Origin of the sequence: Streptomyces sp. NPDC058663, from assembly GCF_042716745.1 — a bacterium.
Lineage (GTDB): Bacteria > Actinomycetota > Actinomycetes > Streptomycetales > Streptomycetaceae > Streptomyces.
The window spans coordinates 1-20,629 of record NZ_JBHXRV010000049.1 but is presented as its reverse complement, the minus strand read 5'-3'; the positions used below and the strand labels follow the sequence as shown (position 1 = coordinate 20,629).

Sequence of the window (20,629 nt, the reverse complement as noted above, 5' to 3'; positions counted from 1 at the left end):
GGCGGGCGGCGTCGTCCGTCCCCGGGGCGTCGTTCCGTCCGGGGGGTGGGGGACATGGCCAAGGCCCAGCGCGAGCGGGTCGTACGGATGTCGGTCGAGCAGCCGCTGTGGCGTGCGCTGACCGGCTACCGCGTACTCACCATGCTGTACGCGGTGGGGCTGTTCATGGCCACCCGGGAGGAGTTCGAGCGCTCCTGGGTTGCCATCGCCTATCTGGCGGTGATGGCCGTGTGGACGCTGGCCACGCTGCCCAAGGTGGCCAACGCGGCACAATGCACCAAGCCTTTCCTCGTCGCCGACCTCACGGTGGCCCTCGTCGGCATCCTGCTGACCCCGCTCGCCAACTTCCAGGCGCAGGAGATCGACGGGCCGACCCTGCCGACCATCTGGACCGCCGGTTCCGTGCTCGCGTTCGCCATCAAGGGCGGCTGGCGCTGGGCTGCCTTCGCCTCCTCGCTGGTCGCCGCGGCCAACCTGGTCGAGCGCGGCTCCCCCACCCGCGACACCCTGCACAACGTGCTGCTGGTCTGGGTCGCCTCGATAGCCATCGGTTACGTCGTCGAAGTCGCCCGCGCCTCGGAGCGCACCCTCGCCCGGGCCCTGGAGATCGAGGCCGCCACCCGCGAGCGCGAGCGCCTCGCCCGCGACATCCACGACAGCGTCCTGCAGGTGCTCGCCATGGTGCAGCGCCGCGGCAGCGCGATGGGCGGCGAGGCGGCGGAACTCGGCCGGATGGCGGGGGAGCAGGAGGTCGCCCTGCGCACCCTGGTCTCCAGCGGTCTTGTGCCCACCACCAGGGCCTCCGAGGACGCCGCCCTGGGCGCGGTGGTCCGCAGCGTCGAGGTCGACGAGCCCGACCACGGCGCGGACACCGGCCCCGTGGACCTGCGTTCCCTGCTCGCGCCGCACGCCGGGGCCCGGGTCTCGTTCGCGGAACCGGGCACTCCGGTGCTGCTCGAACCGGCGGCGGCCAGGGAGCTGGCAGCCGCGGTCAGTGCCGCACTGGACAATGTCCGCAAGCATGCGGGCGGGGACGCCCAGGCCTGGATCCTGGTCGAGGACGCGCCGGACGAAGTGATCGTGACGGTACGGGACGACGGCCCAGGCATCCCCGACGGCAGGCTCGCGCAGGCCGAGGGGGAGGGACGCATGGGCGTCGCCCTCTCGATCCGCGGGCGGCTGCGGGACCTGGGCGGAAGCGCCGAACTGCTCTCGGTCCCGGGTCAGGGCACCGAGGTCGAACTGAAGGTTCCACGGGGCGCGGCGAAGCGGTGAGGGTGCTGCGCGCGGCAGAGCGAAGCGAGCGGCGCCACGCGGCGGAGCGCAGCGATGAAGGTTTCACGGGGGAGGACACAGCGATGAGTGAAGTGGGTACAGAGGTGGCCGCAGAGATGACGCCGGAGCAGCGCGACGGCTCGACCAGGGTGATGGTGGTCGACGACCACCCGATGTGGCGGGACGCGGTCGCCCGCGATCTGGCCGCGGCCGGGTTCGACGTGGTCGCCACGGCGGGCGACGGGCCGCAGGCGGTGCGGCGCGCCCAGGTCGTCGTACCCGACGTCCTGGTCCTCGATCTGAACCTGCCGGGCATGCCGGGCGTCCAGGTCTGCAAGGAGCTCGTCGGCGCGGACCCCACGCTGCGGGTGCTCGTGCTGTCGGCGAGCGGCGAGCACGCGGACGTGCTGGAGGCGGTGAAGTCCGGGGCGACCGGTTACCTGCTGAAGTCGGCTTCCACCGAGGAGCTGTGCGACGCGGTGCGGCGCACCGCCGTCGGCGACCCCGTCTTCACCCCGGGCCTGGCGGGCCTGGTCCTCGGCGAGTACCGCAGGCTCGCCTCCGACCCGGCGCCCGCCGCCCCCGACGAGCCGCGCGCGCCGCAGCTCACCGACCGCGAGACCGAGGTGCTGCGGCTGGTCGCCAAGGGACTCTCGTACAAGCAGATCGCCGAGCGGCTGGTCATCTCGCACCGCACCGTGCAGAACCACGTGCAGAACACACTCGGCAAGCTCCAGCTGCACAACCGGGTCGAGCTCGTGCGGTACGCGATAGAGCGGGGCCTCGACGACGCCTGAGCGAAGGGCGGTCCCCTGCGGCCCGTACGCATTCCCCCGGGGGGCGGTGTACGCGGTCTCGACGGTGCCCGGGGCGCGCCCTAGCGTGGTGGTCCCTGCTGGGCACGGCGAAGGGACCACTGCCATGCGCGTCGGAGTACTGACCGGGGGCGGCGACTGCCCCGGGCTCAACGCGGTCATCCGCGCCGTCGTCCGCAAGGGCGTCCAGTCCTACGGACACGAGTTCGCCGGCTTCCGGGACGGCTGGCGCGGCGTCCTGGAGGACGGGCCCACCGTCGCACTGGGCATCGAGGCGGTCCGCGGCATCCTGCCCCGCGGCGGCACCATCCTCGGCTCCTCGCGCACCAACCCGCTCGCCGAGGGCGCGGACGGGGCCCGCCGCATCCAGGAGAACATGGCCCGCCACGGCGTCGAAGCGCTCATCGTGATCGGCGGCGAGGACACCCTGGGCGTCGCCGCCCGGCTGTCCGGGGAGTACGGGATCGACTGTGTCGGCGTGCCCAAGACCATCGACAACGACCTCTCCGCCACCGACTACACCTTCGGCTTCGACACCGCCGTCTCCATCGCCACCGAGGCCATCGACCGGCTGCACACCACCGCCGAGTCCCACATGCGGGTGCTGGTCGTGGAGGTGATGGGCCGCCACTCCGGCTGGATCGCCCTGCACTCGGGCCTCGCGGGGGGCGCCAACGTGATCCTCGTACCGGAGCGGCGGTTCGACATCGAGCAGGTCTGCGGCTGGATCACCTCGCGCTTCCGCTCCTCGTACGCGCCGATCGTCGTGGTCGCCGAGGGGGCGGTGCCGAGGGACGGCGACATGGTCCTCAAGGACGGCACGCTGGATTCGTACGGCCACGTGCGGCTGTCGGGCGTGGGGGAGTGGCTGGCCAAGGAGATCGAGAAGCGGACCGGCAAGGAGGCCAGGACCACCGTCCTCGGGCACGTCCAGCGCGGCGGTACCCCCAGCGCCTTCGACCGCTGGCTGGCCACCCGCTTCGGGCTGCACGCCGTGGACGCCGTCCATGAGAGGGACTTCGGCACCATGGTGGCGCTGCGCGGCACGGACATCGTGCGGGTGCCGATCGGGGAGGCGACGGCGACGCTCAAAACGGTGCCGGCTCAGCTGTACGAGGAGGCGGAGGTCTTCTTCGGCTGAGGCGGTCGGTGCGGCCGGTGCGGCTGGAGCAACCGGGGCGGCCGGGGGTGTGCGGACGGGCGGGGCTGCGGGGGCGCCCGTATATTGCGAGCCACCGAGCCACCCGAAGTCTTCCCTGCGAGGTGAACCCCGTGGACGTCCTGGCATTCGGAGTGCAGGCCGACGAGCAGCCGCTGATCGAGAAGGCCTTCGCAGAGGAGGGCTCGCACGGCGTCCGCTGCCTGAAGGTCTTCCTCGGCGAGGACACCGCGCCCATCGCGGCGGGCCACGAGATCATCAGCACCAGCGTCAACGCCGACCTCGGCGAGCGGGTGCTGCGCGCGCTCGCCGCCGGCGGCACCCGGATGATCGCCCAGCGCTCCACCGGCTTCAACAACATCGACCTGGACGTGGCCCGGGAACTCGGTCTCACCGTGGCCCGCGTCTCGTACTACTCCCCGTACTCGGTCGCCGAATTCGCCTGGACGCTGGCGATGGCGGTCAACCGCAGGATCGTCCGCGCCGCCGGGCGTACCCGCGACTTCGACTTCCGGCTGGACGGGCTGCTCGGGCGCGACCTGCGCGGCCGTACGGCGGGTGTGCTCGGCACCGGGAAGATCGGCGAGGCGTTCACCCGGATCGCCCACGGCTTCGGCATGAACCTGCTCGGCTGGGACGTCGCCGAGAACCCCGCGTGCACGGCGCTGGGCATGCGGTACCTCGACAAGGCCGAGCTCCTCGCCCGGTCCGACGTGATCAGCCTGCACCTGCCCCTGCTGCCGTCGACCCACCACCTCATCGACGCGGCGGCGCTGCGGCTGATGAAGGACGACGCGATCCTGGTCAACTCGAGCAGGGGCGGACTCGTCGACACCGACGCCCTGGTCGACGAGCTGCGGGCCGGACGCTTCGCAGGCGTGGGCCTGGACGTGTACGAGGCGGAGGCCGGGCTCTTCTTCCTGGACAAGTCCCTGGAGGTCGTCGAGGACGACACCCTGGCACGGCTGGTGACGTTCCCGAACGTCCTGGTCACCTCGCACCAGGCGTACTACACGGTGGACGCCCTGCAACAGATCATCGCCGCGACGGTCCGCAACGTGGCGGACTACGGGGCGGGCCGGCAGGGCGAGAACGTGCTGGTGCCGGCCAGACCCTGAACGACCGGGGCGCGGCGGCCGAGGCCGGAAGTCCCGAGACTCGCGCGGCCCGGTGCCCCCTCCGGCCCCCAGAGCCCCCGCCGCCCCCCGCTCAGCCCCGTACCCGCTCCTGGAGCTCCGTCAGAAGGGTCCGGACCACCTCCACCCCTCCCGGGCTCAGCACCGACTCCGGGTGGAACTGCACCGAGGCGAACCCCGGCCCGCGCAGCCCGTGCACCTCACCCGTCACCCCGTCGCGGGCGACCTCGATGCCGCGGGCGGCCAGCTCCGCCGCCTCCGCCTCCCCGCACACGGCCGTGAAGCTGTTGTAGAAGCCGACCGTCCTCGGCGTGCCGAACAGGTCGACGCGCTCCTGCGTCCCCTGGTGGGGGACCGCCTTGCGGGCGATGCGCAGGCCCAGTTCCGCCGCGATCAGCTCGTGCCCCAGGCACACCCCGAGCACCCCGTGCCGGTGCCCCCTCAACAACTCCTCGGTCAGCGCGCGCAGTGCCGCCATCTTCGGGTCGGACGCGTCGCCCGGATCGCCGGGGCCCGGCCCCAGCACCACCGGACCGGGATGGGCGAGCACCCGCTCCCGCGTCCCGGGAGCGTCGTAGCGCCGCACCGTCACCTCAAGCCCCGACGCCCGCAGCACATGCGCCAGCATCGCCGTGAAGGTGTCCTCCGCGTCCACCACGAACGCATGGCCCGACAGCACCCCCGACCGCTCCTGCATCCGCAGCCAGAACGGTGCCAGCGCCGCACGCCGCCCGTCGAGCGCCGCCCGCACCCGTGCGTCGTCCGCCAGCGGCGCCCCGGCCCGCTCCCGCGGCGGGCGGCCCGGGCGCACCCCCAGCGCGGCGAGCACACCCGCCGCCTTCGCGTGCGTCTCGGCCACCTCCGCGGCAGGGTCGGAGTGCCGTACCAGCGTGGCGCCCACCGGCACCCGCAGCCGCCCGCCCGCGGAGATGTCGGCGGTACGGATCAGGATCGGCGAGTCCAGCGTCTGCCCGCCGGACGCGTCCCGGGCGAGCAGCGCCAATGCCCCCGCGTAGTAGCCGCGCCCGCCCACCTCGTGGCGCCCGATGACCCGGCAGGCGTTCTGCACGGGCGAGCCCGTCACCGTCGCCGCGAACATCGTCTCGCGCAGCACGTCCCGCACGTCCAGCGAGCTGCGCCCCCGCAACTCGTACTCGGTGTGCGCCAGATGGGCCATCTCCTTGAGCCGGGGACCGACCACCACCCCGCCCATGTCCCCGACGGTGCACATCATCTTGAGCTCCTCGTCGACCACCATCGACAGCTCCTCGGTCTCCTTCGGATCGTCGAGGAAGGCGAGCAGACCCTCCGGGGCGGGGCCCCCGTCCGGGTAGCGGTACGTGCCGCTGATCGGGTTCATGACGACCGTCCCGCCGGACATCCGCACGTGCACCTCGGGGCTCGCGCCCACCAGCGTCCGGTCCCCGGTGTGCACCACGTACGTCCAGTACGCCCCCCGCTCCCCGGCCAGCAGCCGCCGGAACAGCGCCAGCGCGTCCGCCCGCCCGAAGCCCGGGATCTCGCCCGTGTACGTCCGCCGGACCACGAAGTTCGCGCCCTCGCCCCGGCCGATCTCCGTCCCGACGACCTCGCGGACGATTTCCGCGTACTCCTCGTCGCCGACGTCGAAACGGCCGCCCGTCACCCGCACGTCGTGCGCGGGCAGCGCGGCCAGCACACCGGCCAGCGGCAGTTCGTGCACCTCGTCGGCGACCAGCACGCTCAGCGGCGTACCGTCGTCGCGCACCTCGAAGCCGCGCTCCCTGATCTGCCGGAACGGTACGAGGGCCAGGACCGGCCGCCCGTCCCCGCCGTCGGGCAGCTCCGCCAGCAACTGTGCCTCGTGCACCGCCCCGATCAGCACCTCCACCGTGTCGTGGTCACGGCCGGGCGTGCGGCGGCGCAGCAGGGCGAAGGGCGGGCAGCGGTCGTCGAGCAGTCTGCTCATCAGCGTGGCGGCAAGCATGGAGCGGGTTCCTTCCGGGAGGGGTGCGGGATCCGGTGGAGGAACGGCCCAGACATGCGAAAAGGCCGCCCTCCAGGGGCGGCCTCGGCGTCAGTGGACGTACGCGCGATCAGTGGGCCGCCGGATGAGCGGTCCACCACCAGTTCTGAAGCTGGTTCTGCTGGGTCTGCGCGAACATGAGGCGGACCCTACCGGAAGACGCGGCCCCGGGCGGGCACTTCGCGGGTCCGCGGCGCCGGACACGCGCGGTGGACGGGACGTCTCACCCTGTGAGCGCTGCACGGAGCACCCTGGAGCACCCCGTAGGCTGACCGCGTGACCGTGAACGCGAAGACCACCCTCAACGGTGGCAACACCTGGCGCGACCTTCCTGCGGCGCAGCAGCCCGAGTACCCGGATGCCGAGGCGCTGCGCGATGTTGTCGCGGACCTCGAATCGTATCCGCCGCTCGTCTTCGCGGGCGAGTGCGACCAGCTGCGCGCCCGGCTGGGAGCCGTCGCCAAGGGCGAGGCGTTCCTGCTCCAGGGCGGTGACTGCGCCGAGGCATTCGACGCCGTGTCGGCCGACCACATCCGCAACAAGCTGAAGACCCTCCTGCAGATGGGCGCGGTGCTGACGTACGCCGCTTCGGTTCCCGTCGTCAAGGTGGGCCGCATCGCAGGGCAGTACAGCAAGCCGCGCTCCAAGGGGACCGAGACCCGCGACGGCGTGACCCTGCCCACCTACCGGGGCGACTCGGTGAACGGCTTCGCCTTCACCGAGAAGGCCCGCGTTCCCGACCCCGAGCGCCTCAAGCGGATGTACAACGCCTCCGCCTCGACGCTCAACCTCGTGCGCGCCTTCACCACCGGCGGCTACGCGGACCTGCGCCAGGTGCACGCCTGGAACCAGGACTTCGTGAAGTCCTCGCCGTCCGGCCAGCGCTACGAGCAGCTCGCCCGCGAGATCGACAACGCGCTGAACTTCATGAAGGCGGCCGGGACCGACCCGGCCGAGTTCCGCACGGTCGAGTTCTACGCCTCCCACGAGGCGCTGCTGCTGGACTACGAGGCCGCGCTGACCCGCGTGGACTCCCGTACCGGCAACCTGTACGACACCTCGGGCCACATGGTGTGGATCGGTGAGCGCACCCGGCAGATGGACGGCGCGCACATCGAGTTCGCCTCCCGGATCCGCAACCCCATCGGCATCAAGCTCGGTCCCACGACCTCGGTCGACGAGGCGCTCGGCTACATCGACAAGCTGGACCCGGACCGCGAGCCCGGCCGGCTGACCTTCATCGTCCGCATGGGCGCCGACAAGGTCCGCGACAAGCTGCCCGAGCTGGTCGAGAAGGTCACCGCGTCCGGCGCGACCGTCGCCTGGATCACCGACCCGATGCACGGCAACACCTACGAGGCGGCCTCCGGTCACAAGACCCGCCGCTTCGACGACGTGCTCGACGAGGTCAAGGGCTTCTTCGAGGTCCACAAGGGTCTGGGCACCCACCCGGGCGGCATCCACGTGGAGCTCACCGGCGACGACGTCACCGAGTGCGTGGGCGGCGGCGACGAGATCTTCGTCGATGACCTGCACCAGCGCTACGAGACGGCCTGCGACCCGCGCCTCAACCGCAGCCAGTCCCTCGACCTGGCGTTCCTGGTGGCGGAGATGTACCGCGACCAGTAGCCGGGCCGAAAGGCACCGCCCGTCCGCATGACTGTGGGGCACGGATCCCTGTGATCCGTGCCCCACAGGCGTACCGGGGGTTTCCCGTGCGCAGCGGCATGGGTAAGGTTAGGTTTACCTGACCGAGGGCTTCCTGTTGCGGGTGCCCCCAGCTGCTGGGATCGAGGTGTCCGCGTGTTCGTCTGCTCCTGCTTCGGCGTGACCGACCAGCAGATCAAGGCGCACGCCGCCGAGGGAGCATGCACCCCGCGCCAGATAGCCTCCGTGACCAAGGCCGGCACGGACTGCGGGAACTGCGTCCGTACGATCCAGGGTCTGCTCGGCCGCGGTGCCTGCCCGCGCCGTGAGCTCATCGCCCAGCGCGACATCGTCGCGGTCCCCGCGGAAGCGGCACTCGGCGAAGCGGCCTGACCCGCAGACGTCCCACCGGAGCCCGGCGGACGGTGTACCCGGTGCCTACGCCTCGCTCGGCTGCTCGATCAGCTGGGCGATGTACAGCGGCTCACCGAGCTTCTCGACCAGCTCCAGCTGGGTGTCGAGGTAGTCGATGTGGTGCTCCTCGTCGGCCAGGATGTCCTCGAAGAGCTTGGCCGAGGTGATGTCGCCCTTGGCCCGCATGACCTCCGCGCCGCGCTTGAGGCGGTCGATCGCCTCGACCTCGATCTGCCGGTCCGCCTGGAACATCTCGGTCACCGTCTGACCGATCCGCACGTGGAAGAGCCGCTGGTAGTTGGGCAGGCCCTCCAGGAAGAGGATCCGGTCGGTCAGGACCTCCGCGTGCTTCATCTCGTCGAAGGACTCGGCGCGCGTGTACTTGGCCAGCTTCGTCCAGCCGAAGTTGTCCTGCATCTTGGCGTGCAGGAAGTACTGGTTGATCGCCGTCAGTTCGGCGGTCAGCTGCTCGTTGAGGAATTCGATGACCTCGGGGTCGCCCTGCATGGCGGGGCTCCTTCCAGGGGTGTGGCGGGCAGATTGCGCGCATCCTTGCACCGCTTCTCCAAGGGCGTCCAGTAAGTGCATGCTTAGTAGGAGTTGCCCGAATCGGCCCAGACCCGGTCATGACCACCCCTCGCCGTCTGTCACCATGGAAGACATGGGTCAGCCGGAAAGCCGGGATTACCGCGAAAACGAGCACTCCGAGCTTCCGCCGGGACAGCGGCTGCAGCGTGGCTGGCCGGTCACCCATTACGGGCCCGTTCCCAAGTTCAAGCCCGACCGCTGGGAGTTCCGCGTCTTCGGCGCGACCGCGGACGGCGAGAAACACTGCTGGAACCACGAGGAATTCTCCGCACTGCCCTTCGACACGGTCGTCGCAGATCTGCACTGCGTGACGAAATTCAGCATGCTCGGGGCCGAATGGGGTGGTGTCCGCGCCCGTACGGTCCTGGAACTGGCCCCGCCCGCCCCCGCCGTCACCCACGTGATGGTCTGGGCGGAGTACGGCTACAGCGCCAACGTCCGCATCGAGGACTTCACTTCCGAGCGGACCATCTTCGCCACGCACAAGGGCGACGACCTGCTCACCGCCGAACACGGCTTCCCGCTGCGCCTGGTGGTGCCGCACCTGTACGCCTGGAAGGGACCCAAGTGGGTCCGGGGCATCGAGTACATGACGGCGGACCGCCGCGGTTTCTGGGAGGAGCGCGGCTACCACAACATCGGCGACCCGTGGCGGGAGCAGCGCTACTCCTACCAGGAGGAGCCCGGGGAGGGCCCCGAGCTCTAGTGCCTGGGCCCCCGGAGCGCACCAAGCGGTCAGGGGCCCTCGCGCAGCGCCTTCAGCCGGGCCACGTCCGCCGCGTGCCCCTCCTTGCCGCCCGGCGTCTCGATGACCAGCGGCACCCCCTCGGTCGCCGGGTGCGTGAACAGCTCGCGGAACGGCTCGCTGCCGATGTGACCCGAGCCGATGTTCTCGTGGCGGTCCTTGTGCGCGCCGGTGACGTCCTTGGAGTCATTGGCGTGGATCAGCTTCAGCCGCCCCTCGCCCACGGTGTCCACCAGCAGGTCGAGGGTCTGCTTCGTCCCGCCGGGCGCCGCCAGGTCGTGTCCCGCGGCGAAGATGTGGCAGGTGTCCAGACAGATGCCCAGCTTCGGGTGGGAGTCCAGCGCCTCGAAGTACGGGCCGAAGTCCCAAGTGCGCGAGCAGAGCGAGAAGCCCTGACCGGCCGTCGACTCCAGCAGGAGGTACGGGTCGTCCTCGTGGTCGAGCTCGTCGAGCAGCGGCAGCATGTGCTCCCTGACCTGCGCGTACGCCTCGGAACGAGGGCGTCCGCCGGTCGCCGAGCCGGTGTGCACGACAACCCCGAGGGCGCCGATGGCACGGGCCCTGCGCAGCGAGTGACGCAGCGACTCCACGGACTTCTCGACGGTGGCCTCGGTGTGCGAACCGAAGTTGATCAGGTACGGGGCGTGGACGTACGCCGGAATGCGCTCGGCGGCGCAGGCGGCCCGGAACGCCGCGTCCTGGGCCGGGTTCCCGGCCGGGGTGGCCCAGCCGCGCGGATTGGCGACGAAGACCTGGACGGCCTCGGCGCCCATCCCGCGGGCGTACGGCAGCCCGGTGGTGGCGAGCCCGCCGGCCACCGGGACGTGACCGCCGACGGGGTTGCGGGAGGCGGGGAGGGCGGCGGGGAACCGGGCGGCGAACTCTGCGGAAGTCTCTGTGGTGCTCATCGCCTCCCAGGATGCCGCACGGCCCCCGGCACCTGCCCCGGCCCCCCGGCACCTGCCCCGGCCCCCCGGCACCTGCCCCGGCCCCCCGGCACCTGTCCCGGGCCCCCGCAGCTGCCCCGGGCCCCGTACCTTTGGGGCCCGTCGCGCCTCTCGGGCCCGTTACAGGATCTTCGTCGTGACGGTGATCGTGCTGCCCTCGGCGGCCTGCCCGCCGCCCTCCACCGACTGCTTCTCGATCACCTTGCTGAAGGAGAGCAACGGCCGGTCCACCTGGACCGCGAAGCCCGCCGCCGTGAGGATGCGGGTCGCCTCGTCCGCGTGCTTGCCGACCACATCGGGCACCGCGACCATCCTCGGGCCCTTGGAAACGGTGAGCGTGACGCGTTCGTCCTCGCCGAGCCGGGTGCCCGGGGGTACCGACTGGCGTCCCACCGTGCCCGCAGGCGCGGGAGAGTTGACCTGTCCGGGAGCCACGTCGGCCTTCAGGCCGAGGTCTTCGAGGACCCGGGTGGCCTCCTCCACGGACCGGCCCGTCACCTCGGGGACGTCCACCGGGGAACCCTTGCTGACCACGAGCGCGACCGCGGTGTCCGGGGAGCGTCCGGTGCCGGCCCGCGGGTCCGTGCTGATGACGGTGCCCAGCGGGACGTCCTCGCTGAACGCCTTCGTCACGACACCGGGCGCCAGCCCCGCGTCCTTCAGCGAGACCCGGGCCCGCTGCAGCGGCATCCGCCTGAGGTCGGGCACCTTGACGATCTCGGGGCCGCGGGACAGGACAAGGGTCACCGAACCGTTGTTGCGGATGCGTGCGCCCGGTGCCGGTTCGCTGTCCATGACGGTGCCGCGCGTGACGGTGTCGCTGAACTTCCGCCGCACCTCCCTCACGTCGAGACCGGCCGCCTCCAGCTTCTGGCGGGCCCCGCTCTCCGACTGGCTGAGCAGCGCCGGGACCTGGGTGAACTGGCCCGAGTTGATGTACCAGACACCGGTTCCCGCGCCCAGGAGCAGCAGCACGCCCGTGACCAGGGCGACCAGCCGGCGTCTGGTGGTCGCGGGCCGCCAGGTGCGCCGCCGGGGCGGCTCGGGCTCGGCGGGCAGCGGCACCCGCAGCCGGCTGGTGTGCTGCTCGGTGGGCAGTGCGCGCGGGAGCACGCTCGTCCGCTCCTCGGGACCGGCCGCACCCGCACCGCCGTCCGGCTTCGCCTGCGGAGGAACCAGGTCCAGCTGCTCGTCGGAGAGCGCGGCCCGCGCCTCCTGGGCCTGCCCGAGCAGGGCGACCGCGTCGTACGGGCGGGCCTCGGGGTTGCGGACGGTGGCACCGGCCACCAGCTCGTCCAGTTCCAGGGCCAGTCCTGGGACGGCGGCCGACGGCGGCGGGACGTCCTCGTTGAGGTGCTGGTAGAGGACCTGGGCAGGAGTGCCGCCGGAGTGCGGCTTGGCGCCGGTCAGCATCTCGTACAGGACCACACCGCAGGCGTACACGTCGGCGCGGGTGTCGGCGCTGCCGTGCTCGATCTGCTCCGGCGCGAGGTAGGAGACCGTGCCGAGGACCGATCCCGTGGTGCTGGTGACCGTGTCCACGGCGCGTACGAGACCGAAGTCGGCGACCTTGACCCGGCCGTCGTCCCCGATCAGGACGTTCTCCGGCTTCATGTCGCGGTGGACGAAACCGGCCCGGTGGGCGGCGCCGAGGGCGGCCAGCACGGGCTCCAGGATGTCGAGCGCGGCCCGCGGCCGCAGCGCTCCGCGCTCGCGCAGCACGTCGCGCAGGGTGCAGCCGGCGACGTACTCCATCGCCAGGTAGACGTACGACCCGTCGGTGCCCTGGTCGAAGACCCCGACCACGTTCGGGTGGGCGAGGCGGGCGACGGACTTCGCCTCGCGGATGAAGCGGTCGACGAAGGAGGAGTCCGCGGCGAGGGCGGGGTGCATCACCTTGAGGGCGAGCTCGCGGTCGAGGCGGGTGTCGACGGCCCGGTAGACCGTGGCCATCCCGCCGACGGCGATGCGTGCCTCGACGCGATAGCGGCTGTCGAGCAGGTGCCCGACGAGGGGGTCCTGAAGGGTCGTGTCCACGGAGGGAGTCTACGAGGGGCGGGTGCGGCCCGGACGGGGTGCGGGGGCCGGGACCCGGACTGAAGCCGACCTGTAACAGGCCGGTGGCACCCCTGCCGCGCCGCAGATGAGGACGCGGCAGGGGTGCCGGGGCGGGCTCCCGCAGCCCGGGGTGCCCGTGCACGGGGCTCCCGCGCACGGGGCTCCCGCGCACGGGGGCCCGGGGGCGGGCTCCCGCGGCGCGGGCTGCCCGCCAGCGGGCTCAGAACGCCGGGCGCTCCGGGTCGAAGTCCGCGACGCCGGACTCCGGCGAGGAGGCCAGGGCGAACCGGCGGCGCGGGATGCGCCCGGCCCGGTGCGCGAGCCGGCCCGCCTCCACCCCGTGGCGCATCGCCTCCGCCATCAGCACCGGCTCCTGCGCCCGCGTCACCGCGGAGGCCAGCATCACCCCGGCGCACCCCAGCTCCATCGCCAGCGTCGCGTCGGAAGCCGTGCCCGCACCGGCGTCGAGGATCACCGGCACCCCCGCCCGCTCCACGATCAGTTCGAAGTTGTGCGGGTTGCGGATGCCGAGCCCGGAGCCGATGGGGGAGCCCAGCGGCATGACCGCCGCGCACCCCACGTCCTCCAGCTTCCGCGCCAGCACCGGGTCGTCGTTGGTGTACGGCAGAACGGTGAAGCCGTCGTCGACCAGCGTCTCCGCCGCGTCCAGCAGCTCCACCGGGTCCGGCAGCAGGGTCCGCTCGTCGGCGATGACCTCCAGCTTCACCCAGTCCGTACCGAGGGCCTCCCTGGCCAGGCGGGCGGTCAGCACCGCCTCGCCCGCCGTGAAGCACCCCGCGGTGTTGGGCAGCACCCGGATGCCGAGCCGGTCGAGCACGGACAGCACGGAGCCCTGCACGGACGGGTCGAGCCGCCGCATCGCCACCGTGGTCAGCTCGGTGCCCGAGGCGATCAGCGACCGCTCCAGCACCTCCAGGCTGGGCGCCCCGCCGGTGCCCATGATCAGCCGGGACGAGAAGGAGAGGCCGCCCAGTGCGAAGAGATCGTCTGCCATGGAACGTCAGCCTCCCTGGACCGCGGTGAGTACTTCGACGCGGTCGCCGTCGGCCAGGGCGGTGGCCGCCCACCGCCCGCGCGGGACCACTGTTTCGTTGAGCGCCGCGGCCACGCCCGCGCGGGCGCGCGTGAGCGAGGCGACGACGGCGTCGAGGGTCGTGCCGGCGGCCACTTCGTGCCGTTCGCCGTTCACGGACACGGCCAGGGCTGTCGTACGGCTCATGCGGGCTGCTCCTCACGTACGGCCGACGGGGCCTGCGGGGTCGGCGGGGTGCTCGCGGGCGCGGGGGTGAAGCGGCGCGGGGAGAAGGGGCGCAGCGCGTCGGGCAGTGCGCCCGTGGTGAGCACCTCCGCCATGGCGTCCCCGGTGACCGGGGTCAGCAGCACCCCGTTGCGGTAGTGCCCGGTGGCGAGCAGCAGACCGGGCAGGGCGGTCGGTCCGAGCAGCGGGGCGTTGTCCGGGGAGCCGGGGCGCAGGCCCGCCAGGGTCTCGGTGAGCGGCAGTTCGGTGATGCCGGGCACCAGCTCGTGCGCGTCGCGCAGCAGCTCGTAGACGCCGCCCGCCGTGACGGTGGTGTCCCAGCCGAGCTCCTCGGTGGTGGCGCCCACGACGAGCTCACCGTTCTCGCGCGGCACCAGGTAGACCTGGCTGCCGCGCACCACGGCCCGCACCGTACGGCTCAGGAACGGCGCGTACCCGGGCGGCACCGTCAGCCGCAGCACCTGTCCCTTCACCGGGCGCACCGGCGGCAGCACCTCCTCAGGAACTCCGGCGAGCCGCCCGCTGAGCGACCCCGCGGCCAGTACCACCTGGCCGGCGACGGCCTCGGTGCCGTCGGCCAGCAGTGCGCCCGTGGCCCGCCGGCCCGTGACCGAGAGGCGTTCGGCCGTGGTCCGGTGCAGGACCACTCCGGCGCGCTCGCAGGCCGCCAGCAGGGCCGCCGCCAGCAGCCGCGGATCGATCTGGTGGTCACCGTCCACCCGCAGCCCGCCGCGCACGCCCGGCGCGAGCATCGGCTCGAGCCGGCGGCACTCGCGCCCGCTCAGCCACTCCGACTCCAGACCGGACCGCCGTTGCAGGGCGTGCAGTTCCCGCAGGTGCGTCCGGTCGTCGGCGTCCAGGGCGACGGCGAGTGTGCCGCACGCGCGGTAGCCGGTGCGCAGGCCGCTCGCCTCCTCCAGTTCGGCGACGAAGTCCGGATAGCGGCGTGCGGAGGCCAGGTTGAGGGCGAGCAGGGTCTGCTCGCCGTAGTGGAGTTCGGTGACGGCGGCCAGCATCCCGGCCGCCACCCGGGCGGCGCCGCCGCCGGGGGCGGGGTCGGCGAGCGCGGTGCGCAGCCCGCGCTGGGCGGCCCGCCAGGCCGTGACCAGGCCGATGATGCCGCCTCCGACGACCAGGACGTCGTAAGGCCTTCTCACAGAGGTGTGCATGGGCGTCCAGCCCCTCCCTTCGCCGGCATGACCCGGATCAGGTTCGTACGGTCGGAGGCCGGTGCAGCCTCCCTCTCAGCCCGGTCCGCCGGGCTCCCGTGAGTGCTTGTACGGTGGCCACCCTAATCCTTGGTTCAACAAGATGTGAGGGGAGCTGTCCCCGTGCCCCGTTCGCTCGACGGACTCGTTCTCGCCCCGGTCGCCGACCAGGCGCCGGGGCAGGTCGGTACCCGCACCCGGTTCACGTACCACGAGCGGGACGGCCGGATCTGGGCCGAGTACGCGGGCGGCGACGTCGTCCGGGGACACCTGGTGGGCACGCGCGCGGGGGACCGGCTCGACTTCCGGTACGTACAGCTCAAACGGGACGGCACCACCTCCTGCGGGCACTGCCTGTCCACGGTGGTGCTCCTTGCCGACGGCCGCGTTCGGCTGGAGGAGAGCTGGGCATGGGAGTCCCAGGAGGGCAGTGGCACGAGCACGGTCGAGGAGCTCCCGGCCATGGGGCCCGGACCGGGAACGGTCCTGCCGGAGGGCCGCTTTCCTGACGGGAAGTCAGATACGTAAGGTGGTCGGGTGAGCGAGCAGAAGCGCATCGTCGTGGTCGGCGCGGGCATGGCAGGGGTGCAGACCGCTGTCGCCCTGCGCGAGCAGGGTTTCGGCGGCCCCGTCGTACTGATCGGCGCCGAGCCGCACCGGCCCTACGACCGGCCGCCGCTGTCCAAGGCGGTGCTGCTCGGCAAGGCGGAGGGCTCCGCCTTCGAGGTCGACTTCGAGGCGCTCGGCGTCGAGCTGCGGCTGGGCACCGAAGTCACCGGCGTGCGCCCGGCGGACCACGAGATCGACACCACGGCAGGCCCCGTCCCGTACGACGCCCTGGTCCTGGCCACCGGCGCGGACCCCGTCACGCTGCCGGGCACCGTCGGCGTCCCCGGCGTGCACCTGCTGCGCACCCTGGACGACGCGCGGCAGCTGCGGCCCGTGCTGGACGCCCAGCAGGACGTGGTCGTCGTCGGGGCGGGCTGGATCGGCGCGGAGTTCACCACGGCCGCCCGCGAGGCCGGCTGCCGAGTGACCGTTGTGGAGGCCGCCGACCGGCCGCTCGCCGGAACGATGCCCGCCCCGGTCGCCGCCCCGATGGCCGCCTGGTACGCCGAGTCGGGGGCCGATCTCCTCACCCACGCGCGCGTGGCCGCGGTCGAGCCGGGTGCGGTGCTGCTCACCGACGGCCGCCGCATCCCGGCCGGCGCCGTGGTCGTCGGCATCGGCGCCCGGCCCACGACCGCCTGGCTGGCGGGCTCCGGCATCGAGCTGGGCCCGGAAGGCTCGGTGACCGCCGACGAACACCTGCGCACCAGTGCCCCCGACGTGTACGCGGTCGGGGACTGCGCCTCCTTCCCGTCCCGCCGCTACGACGCCCGGCTGCTCGTCCACCACTGGGACAACGCGCTCCAGGGCCCCCGGACGGTGGCCGCGAACCTCCTCGGCGGCGCTCCCCTGGCCTACGATCCGGTGCCGTACTTCTGGTCCGAGCAGTTCGGCCGCTTCGTGCAGTACGCGGGCCACCACGCGGGGGCCGACGAGACGGTGTGGCGCGGCGACCCCGCCACCCCCTCCTGGTCCGTGTGCTGGCTGCGCGAAGGGGTACTGGTGGCGCTGCTCGCGGTGGGCCGCCCCCGCGACCTGGCGCAGGGGCGCAAGCTGACCGAGGCGGGCGCGGTACTCGATCCGGAGTCGGCGGCCGACCCTTCCGTACCGCTGAAATCGGCCGTGCGGCAGGCGTAGGGCCCGTCCGGCGGAAGCTCCGGGGCCGGGTTCGCGGGGCGGCCGGGGCGCGGGGGCGGACCCGCCGGGGTCCTCGGGGCGGGTCGGTCGGGGACCTTGTGGCGGCCGGTCGGGGTTTTCGGGAAGGGTCGGTCGGGGTCCTTGTGGCGGCCGGTCGGGGAGGGCCCGGTTACCGACTGTCAGTCCTGGATGGCACGCTTGTCCTGTGACCGAGATTGACGCAAAGATCGATGCCCTCGTCCCCGCCTGGCTCTACCTCCCCGACATCGCGGAGATGCTCGACGTGGAGGTGACGAAGGTGCGCCAGCTGGTGAAGGAAGGCCAGCTGATCGCCGTACGGCGCGGTGAGAACCGTGCCCTTCAGGTGCCCGCCGCCTTCCTCGACGGCGACAAGATCGTCAAGGGCCTGCCCGGCCTGCTGACGGTCCTGAAGGACGACGGCTTCTCCGACCTGGAGATGCTGGAGTGGCTCTTCACCGCCGACCCGACCCTGCCCGGCACCCCCGCGCAGGCCCTGACCGAGAACCGCGGAACGGAGGTGAAGCGCCGCGCCCAGGCGCTCGCCCTCTGACGCGACCGCACCGCAGCACGAGGGAGGGCACGGGCCCGGCCCCTGTGGGCGGCACCCGGTGAGGGTGCGGCCCCGCACGGCCCGTGCCCGCGCCCGTTGCCCCTGCCCGCCGCCCCTCATGACGTGCGGGGAGCCGTCCCGCGACCAGCGGGGCGGCCGCCGCGGCGTACACGTCGCGGGGGGCGATGTCGTGCATTCGTCACGGGGGCTGCCTCGTGGATCCTTGGCGGGGGCTGCCTCGTGGATCCGTCACGGGGCGGCACTGCGGGCACCCGCCATGAGGTAGCTTCCCGTGCATCCACCACGGGGCAGCACCCCGTGCACTCGCCACGGGGACCAGCCCCGTGCACATCACGGGGGGACTCCGCACCATGCCCAGGCCCACGCCTCGCGAGCAGCTCGCCGACGCCCGGCTCTACCTCTGCACAGACGCCCGCAGGGCGCAGGGGGACCTGCCCCGGTTCCTCGACGCTGTGCTCTCCTCCGGCGTCGACATCGTCCAGCTCCGCGACAAGGGCATGGAGGCGGGGGAGGAGCTGGAGCACCTCGCGGTCCTCGCCGACGCGTGCCGCCGGCACGGCAAGCTGCTCGCCGTCAACGACCGCGCCGACGTGGCCCACGCCATCGGCAGCGACGTGCTCCACCTCGGCCAGGGCGATCTGCCGGTGCCCGCCGCCCGCGCGATCCTCGGGCCCGCCCCCGACGACGTCCTGATCGGCCGCTCCACACACGCCGAGTCCGAGGTGGACGCCGCGGTGGCCGAGGACGGCATCGACTACTTCTGCACCGGACCCTGCTGGCCCACCCCCACCAAGCCCGGCCGGTACGCCCCGGGCCTCGACCTCGTGCGGTACGCGGCCTCGCTCCGCCAGGACCGCCCCTGGTTCGCCATCGGCGGCATCGGCGCCGGCAACCTCGACGAAGTGCTCGCGGCGGGCGCCCGCCGCATCGTGGTGGTCCGGGCGATCACCGAGGCCGCCGACCCGGCTGCCGCCACCGCCGCACTGGCCGCGCGGATCAGGTCCTGCGTCGACAACGAGCCGCAGGTGGCCGAATAACTGTCCGAGGGATGGACAAGATCCCGGCATAACGGACCTTTGACGTCGCCTCGGTTGGGGGTCCGCCACCCCCCTGGCTAACCTCTCCGCATGGCCCATGGCACACCTTCCACCAGAACAGATCGCGCTCTTACGGTGCGTGAGCTGCTGGAGACCGGAAAGACGTCGTTCTCCTTCGAATTTTCGGCGCGCAGAACCCCGAAGGGCGAACAGAACCTCTGGAACGCGCTGCGCCGCGTCGAGGCGGTGGCCCCCAGCTTCGTCTCCGTGACCTACGGGGCGGGCGGGTCCACCCGCGAAGGCACCGTCAAGGCCACCCAGAAGATCGCCTCCGACTCCACGCTCACGCCCGTCGCGCACCTCACCGCCGTCGACCACTCGGTGGCGCAGCTGCGCAACATGGTCGGCCAGTACGCGGACGCCGGGATCAGGAACATCCTCGCGGTGCGCGGCGACCCGCCCGGCGACCCGATGGGCGAGTGGATCCGGCACCCCCAAGGCGTCACCTACGCCTCCGAACTCGTCGAACTCATCAAGGAGTCCGGCGACTTCTGCGTCGGTGTCGCGGCATTTCCCGAGATGCACCCCCGCTCGGAGAGCTGGGATTCCGACATCCGCCACTTTGTGGAGAAGTGCCGGGCCGGTGCCGATTACGCCATCACGCAGATGTTCTTCGACCCGGCCAGCTATCTGCGGATGCGCGACCGCGTCGAGGCGGCGGGCTGCGACACCCCCATCATTCCCGAAGTGATGCCTGTCACGCTGGTCAAGCAGCTGGACCGGCTGCCGCAGCTCAGCAACGCGCATTTCCCGGACGCCGTGAAAGAGCGGATCCTCGCGGTCAAGGACGATCCGGCCGCTGTACGCTCCATTGGCATCGAGTTCGCCACCGAGTTCTGCGCGACGCTGCTTGCCGAAGGTGTACCGGGAATGCACTTCATCACGCTGAACAACTCGACGGCGACGCTCGAAATCTACGAGAATCTCGGACTGCACGACCAGACGTCATCGCTGACGCAGTCGTAGCGGTCAGAGCTGTACTCGCGCCGTTGTGCTCCCGCAGGGAGCAGCGGGCGCAGGAGAGGGGCGTACATGGGCTGGACGGTCCTCTACATCGCATTCGGCGTGGTGGCGCTGTGGCTGCTCGCCGAAGTGCTGCTGCAGTACAAGGCGCGGCTGCGCTGGCGGGTGCTGGCCTTCGCGGGCTTCGCCGTCGTCGTGGCCGGTGTGCTGATGACGTCCGTCCCGGTGATCGCGGCGGGCGCCGTCGCCTTCGCCGTCGGCCAGACGTACGTCACGCTGTCCTTCCGCCGTGGCTTCTCCACGGGCTGGGCGATCGGCGGCAACCCGGGCGGCAGCAAGCGCCGCAGGGGAGGCGGCGAGGCCGTCGCGCAGCAGCCGACGCTCCAGGTCTCGGACCTGGAGTACGGCGCCCAGGGCGAGCCGGCCGGCACCGGCTTCGACACCGTCGGTGGCTTCGCGGGGGCGGACGGCTTCGACCCGCACCCGGTCCCGGCCCCGCACACGCAGGACCACGGGCAGGCCCCGGCCTACGCGGCGCAGCCGCTGCCGGACGAGACCGCCCAGTACGCCGCCTTCGACACCTCGGCCGCCCACCAGCCGCAGGGGTACGACTCCTTCGGCAGCGGCTCCTACCCCGCCTACGGGCAGAGTGAGGGCCAGGGCCACGACACCGGTTCCTACGGCACGTACGACACCGGGCAGCAGAGTTACGCGGCGTACTCCGACCCGTACGTCGGCACCCAGTCGTACGGCACCGGCGGGGAGTACGACTCGTACGGCGGCCAACAGCAGATGTACCCGGCCCCCTACACCGAGAGCTACCCGGCCGACACGCCTCCGGGCGGAGTGTGGGTTCCCCACCAGCGCGACGGCGAACAGCCCGTCACCCCGGAACCCCCCCAACAGCCCGCCGGCTACCCACCCCCCTACAACCCCAACCCCCACTACTGACACC

General features: G+C 72.4%; 21 protein-coding genes and 1 riboswitch. Of the genes, 13 read left to right on the top strand and 8 right to left on the bottom strand.

What is annotated here, in order from left to right:
• The first annotated feature begins 54 nt into the window (after positions 1 to 54).
• From macS to ACFWVV_RS29810, 4 genes are all read left to right on the top strand, one after another.
• Complete coding sequence (gene macS, locus ACFWVV_RS29825; protein WP_384344728.1) at positions 55 to 1,275, top strand: MacS family sensor histidine kinase; 1,221 nt, start codon at positions 55 to 57, stop codon at positions 1,273 to 1,275.
• A 116-nt stretch (positions 1,276 to 1,391) separates the two neighbouring features.
• Positions 1,392 to 2,072, top strand: coding sequence for a response regulator (locus ACFWVV_RS29820; protein WP_384345095.1), 681 nt, complete (start codon positions 1,392 to 1,394; stop codon positions 2,070 to 2,072).
• A 124-nt stretch (positions 2,073 to 2,196) separates the two neighbouring features.
• Positions 2,197 to 3,231, top strand: a complete 1,035-nt coding sequence (locus ACFWVV_RS29815; RefSeq protein ID WP_384344725.1) for a 6-phosphofructokinase — start codon at positions 2,197 to 2,199, stop codon at positions 3,229 to 3,231.
• 131 nt (positions 3,232 to 3,362) lie between these two features.
• Positions 3,363 to 4,367 (top strand): 2-hydroxyacid dehydrogenase, encoded by a 1,005-nt coding sequence (locus ACFWVV_RS29810; RefSeq protein WP_384344722.1) that lies wholly within the window; start codon positions 3,363 to 3,365, stop codon positions 4,365 to 4,367.
• Positions 4,368 to 4,458: 91 nt separating this feature from the next.
• Here ACFWVV_RS29810 and ACFWVV_RS29805 read toward each other — a convergent pair whose 3' ends face one another.
• Both ACFWVV_RS29805 and ACFWVV_RS29800 read right to left on the bottom strand, forming a co-directional pair.
• Entirely contained in the window at positions 4,459 to 6,351 is a 1,893-nt protein-coding gene (locus ACFWVV_RS29805) for an anthranilate synthase family protein (protein WP_384344719.1), read from the bottom strand.
• Positions 6,352 to 6,460: 109 nt separating this feature from the next.
• Entirely contained in the window at positions 6,461 to 6,529 is a 69-nt protein-coding gene (locus ACFWVV_RS29800; RefSeq protein ID WP_384345092.1) for a trp operon leader peptide, read from the bottom strand.
• 137 nt (positions 6,530 to 6,666) lie between these two features.
• Between ACFWVV_RS29800 and ACFWVV_RS29795 the strand changes: the two genes are divergently transcribed.
• The gene (locus tag ACFWVV_RS29795; RefSeq protein ID WP_384344716.1) at positions 6,667 to 8,019 is read left to right on the top strand and encodes a class II 3-deoxy-7-phosphoheptulonate synthase; all 1,353 of its coding nucleotides are present in this window, start codon (positions 6,667 to 6,669) and stop codon (positions 8,017 to 8,019) included.
• Between the two features lie 174 nt (positions 8,020 to 8,193).
• Positions 8,194 to 8,430: a bacterioferritin-associated ferredoxin gene (locus tag ACFWVV_RS29790; protein WP_384344713.1), complete on the top strand. Its 237-nt coding sequence runs from the start codon at positions 8,194 to 8,196 to the stop codon at positions 8,428 to 8,430.
• A 45-nt stretch (positions 8,431 to 8,475) separates the two neighbouring features.
• Here ACFWVV_RS29790 and bfr read toward each other — a convergent pair whose 3' ends face one another.
• The gene (bfr, locus tag ACFWVV_RS29785) at positions 8,476 to 8,958 is read right to left on the bottom strand and encodes a bacterioferritin (protein WP_384344710.1); all 483 of its coding nucleotides are present in this window, start codon (positions 8,956 to 8,958) and stop codon (positions 8,476 to 8,478) included.
• Between the two features lie 154 nt (positions 8,959 to 9,112).
• On the opposite strand from bfr, the gene ACFWVV_RS29780 reads away from it, so the two are divergent.
• Positions 9,113 to 9,745: a sulfite oxidase-like oxidoreductase gene (locus ACFWVV_RS29780; RefSeq protein ID WP_384344707.1), complete on the top strand. Its 633-nt coding sequence runs from the start codon at positions 9,113 to 9,115 to the stop codon at positions 9,743 to 9,745.
• 29 nt (positions 9,746 to 9,774) lie between these two features.
• On the opposite strand, the gene ACFWVV_RS29775 is transcribed toward ACFWVV_RS29780, so the two are convergent.
• The 5 genes from ACFWVV_RS29775 to thiO form a co-directional block, all read right to left on the bottom strand.
• Positions 9,775 to 10,692, bottom strand: a complete 918-nt coding sequence (locus tag ACFWVV_RS29775) for a deoxyribonuclease IV (protein ID WP_384344705.1) — start codon at positions 10,690 to 10,692, stop codon at positions 9,775 to 9,777.
• Positions 10,693 to 10,851: 159 nt separating this feature from the next.
• Positions 10,852 to 12,768: a Stk1 family PASTA domain-containing Ser/Thr kinase gene (pknB, locus tag ACFWVV_RS29770; RefSeq protein ID WP_384344701.1), complete on the bottom strand. Its 1,917-nt coding sequence runs from the start codon at positions 12,766 to 12,768 to the stop codon at positions 10,852 to 10,854.
• 241 nt (positions 12,769 to 13,009) lie between these two features.
• Entirely contained in the window at positions 13,010 to 13,804 is a 795-nt protein-coding gene (locus ACFWVV_RS29765) for a thiazole synthase (RefSeq protein ID WP_384344698.1), read from the bottom strand.
• 6 nt (positions 13,805 to 13,810) lie between these two features.
• Entirely contained in the window at positions 13,811 to 14,029 is a 219-nt protein-coding gene (gene thiS, locus ACFWVV_RS29760; protein WP_384344695.1) for a sulfur carrier protein ThiS, read from the bottom strand.
• Positions 14,026 to 15,237: a glycine oxidase ThiO gene (gene thiO, locus ACFWVV_RS29755; RefSeq protein ID WP_384344691.1), complete on the bottom strand. Its 1,212-nt coding sequence runs from the start codon at positions 15,235 to 15,237 to the stop codon at positions 14,026 to 14,028. The genes thiS and thiO overlap by 4 nt, the downstream gene beginning before the upstream one ends.
• Positions 15,235 to 15,347, bottom strand: a riboswitch (TPP riboswitch). It overlaps the preceding gene by 3 nt.
• A 52-nt stretch (positions 15,348 to 15,399) precedes the next feature.
• Here thiO and ACFWVV_RS29750 point away from each other — a divergent pair.
• The 6 genes from ACFWVV_RS29750 (at position 15,400) to ACFWVV_RS29725 (ending at position 20,625) form a co-directional block, all read left to right on the top strand.
• On the top strand, positions 15,400 to 15,804 hold the full coding sequence (locus tag ACFWVV_RS29750; protein WP_384344688.1) for a hypothetical protein: 405 nt from the start codon (positions 15,400 to 15,402) through the stop codon (positions 15,802 to 15,804).
• 48 nt (positions 15,805 to 15,852) lie between these two features.
• Complete coding sequence (locus ACFWVV_RS29745) at positions 15,853 to 17,022, top strand: NAD(P)/FAD-dependent oxidoreductase (RefSeq protein WP_384345089.1); 1,170 nt, start codon at positions 15,853 to 15,855, stop codon at positions 17,020 to 17,022.
• A gap of 205 nt (positions 17,023 to 17,227) precedes the next feature.
• On the top strand, positions 17,228 to 17,593 hold the full coding sequence (locus ACFWVV_RS29740) for an Rv2175c family DNA-binding protein (RefSeq protein ID WP_384344686.1): 366 nt from the start codon (positions 17,228 to 17,230) through the stop codon (positions 17,591 to 17,593).
• Between the two features lie 371 nt (positions 17,594 to 17,964).
• The gene (thiE, locus tag ACFWVV_RS29735) at positions 17,965 to 18,651 is read left to right on the top strand and encodes a thiamine phosphate synthase (protein ID WP_384344683.1); all 687 of its coding nucleotides are present in this window, start codon (positions 17,965 to 17,967) and stop codon (positions 18,649 to 18,651) included.
• A gap of 90 nt (positions 18,652 to 18,741) precedes the next feature.
• Positions 18,742 to 19,677, top strand: a complete 936-nt coding sequence (metF, locus tag ACFWVV_RS29730) for a methylenetetrahydrofolate reductase [NAD(P)H] (protein ID WP_384344680.1) — start codon at positions 18,742 to 18,744, stop codon at positions 19,675 to 19,677.
• 66 nt (positions 19,678 to 19,743) lie between these two features.
• A complete protein-coding gene (locus ACFWVV_RS29725) occupies positions 19,744 to 20,625 on the top strand; it encodes a hypothetical protein (RefSeq protein WP_384344677.1) in 882 nt (293 codons plus the stop codon).
• The last annotated feature ends 4 nt before the right edge of the window (positions 20,626 to 20,629 follow it).

Bases quoted from the DNA above. Each gene is read 5' to 3' on its own strand.
- macS (WP_384344728.1), top strand. From the start codon at position 55: ATGGCCAAGGCCCAGCGCGAGCGGGTCGTACGGATGTCGGTCGAGCAG.
- ACFWVV_RS29820 (WP_384345095.1), top strand. From the start codon at position 1,392: ATGACGCCGGAGCAGCGCGACGGCTCGACCAGGGTGATGGTGGTCGAC.
- ACFWVV_RS29815 (WP_384344725.1), top strand. From the start codon at position 2,197: ATGCGCGTCGGAGTACTGACCGGGGGCGGCGACTGCCCCGGGCTCAAC.
- ACFWVV_RS29805 (WP_384344719.1), bottom strand. From the start codon at position 6,351: ATGCTTGCCGCCACGCTGATGAGCAGACTGCTCGACGACCGCTGCCCG.
- bfr (WP_384344710.1), bottom strand. From the start codon at position 8,958: ATGCAGGGCGACCCCGAGGTCATCGAATTCCTCAACGAGCAGCTGACC.
- ACFWVV_RS29780 (WP_384344707.1), top strand. From the start codon at position 9,113: ATGGGTCAGCCGGAAAGCCGGGATTACCGCGAAAACGAGCACTCCGAG.
- ACFWVV_RS29775 (WP_384344705.1), bottom strand. From the start codon at position 10,692: ATGAGCACCACAGAGACTTCCGCAGAGTTCGCCGCCCGGTTCCCCGCC.
- ACFWVV_RS29765 (WP_384344698.1), bottom strand. From the start codon at position 13,804: ATGGCAGACGATCTCTTCGCACTGGGCGGCCTCTCCTTCTCGTCCCGG.
- thiS (WP_384344695.1), bottom strand. From the start codon at position 14,029: ATGAGCCGTACGACAGCCCTGGCCGTGTCCGTGAACGGCGAACGGCAC.
- thiO (WP_384344691.1), bottom strand. From the start codon at position 15,237: ATGCACACCTCTGTGAGAAGGCCTTACGACGTCCTGGTCGTCGGAGGC.
- ACFWVV_RS29745 (WP_384345089.1), top strand. From the start codon at position 15,853: ATGGCAGGGGTGCAGACCGCTGTCGCCCTGCGCGAGCAGGGTTTCGGC.
- thiE (WP_384344683.1), top strand. From the start codon at position 17,965: ATGCCCAGGCCCACGCCTCGCGAGCAGCTCGCCGACGCCCGGCTCTAC.
- metF (WP_384344680.1), top strand. From the start codon at position 18,742: ATGGCCCATGGCACACCTTCCACCAGAACAGATCGCGCTCTTACGGTG.
- ACFWVV_RS29725 (WP_384344677.1), top strand. From the start codon at position 19,744: ATGGGCTGGACGGTCCTCTACATCGCATTCGGCGTGGTGGCGCTGTGG.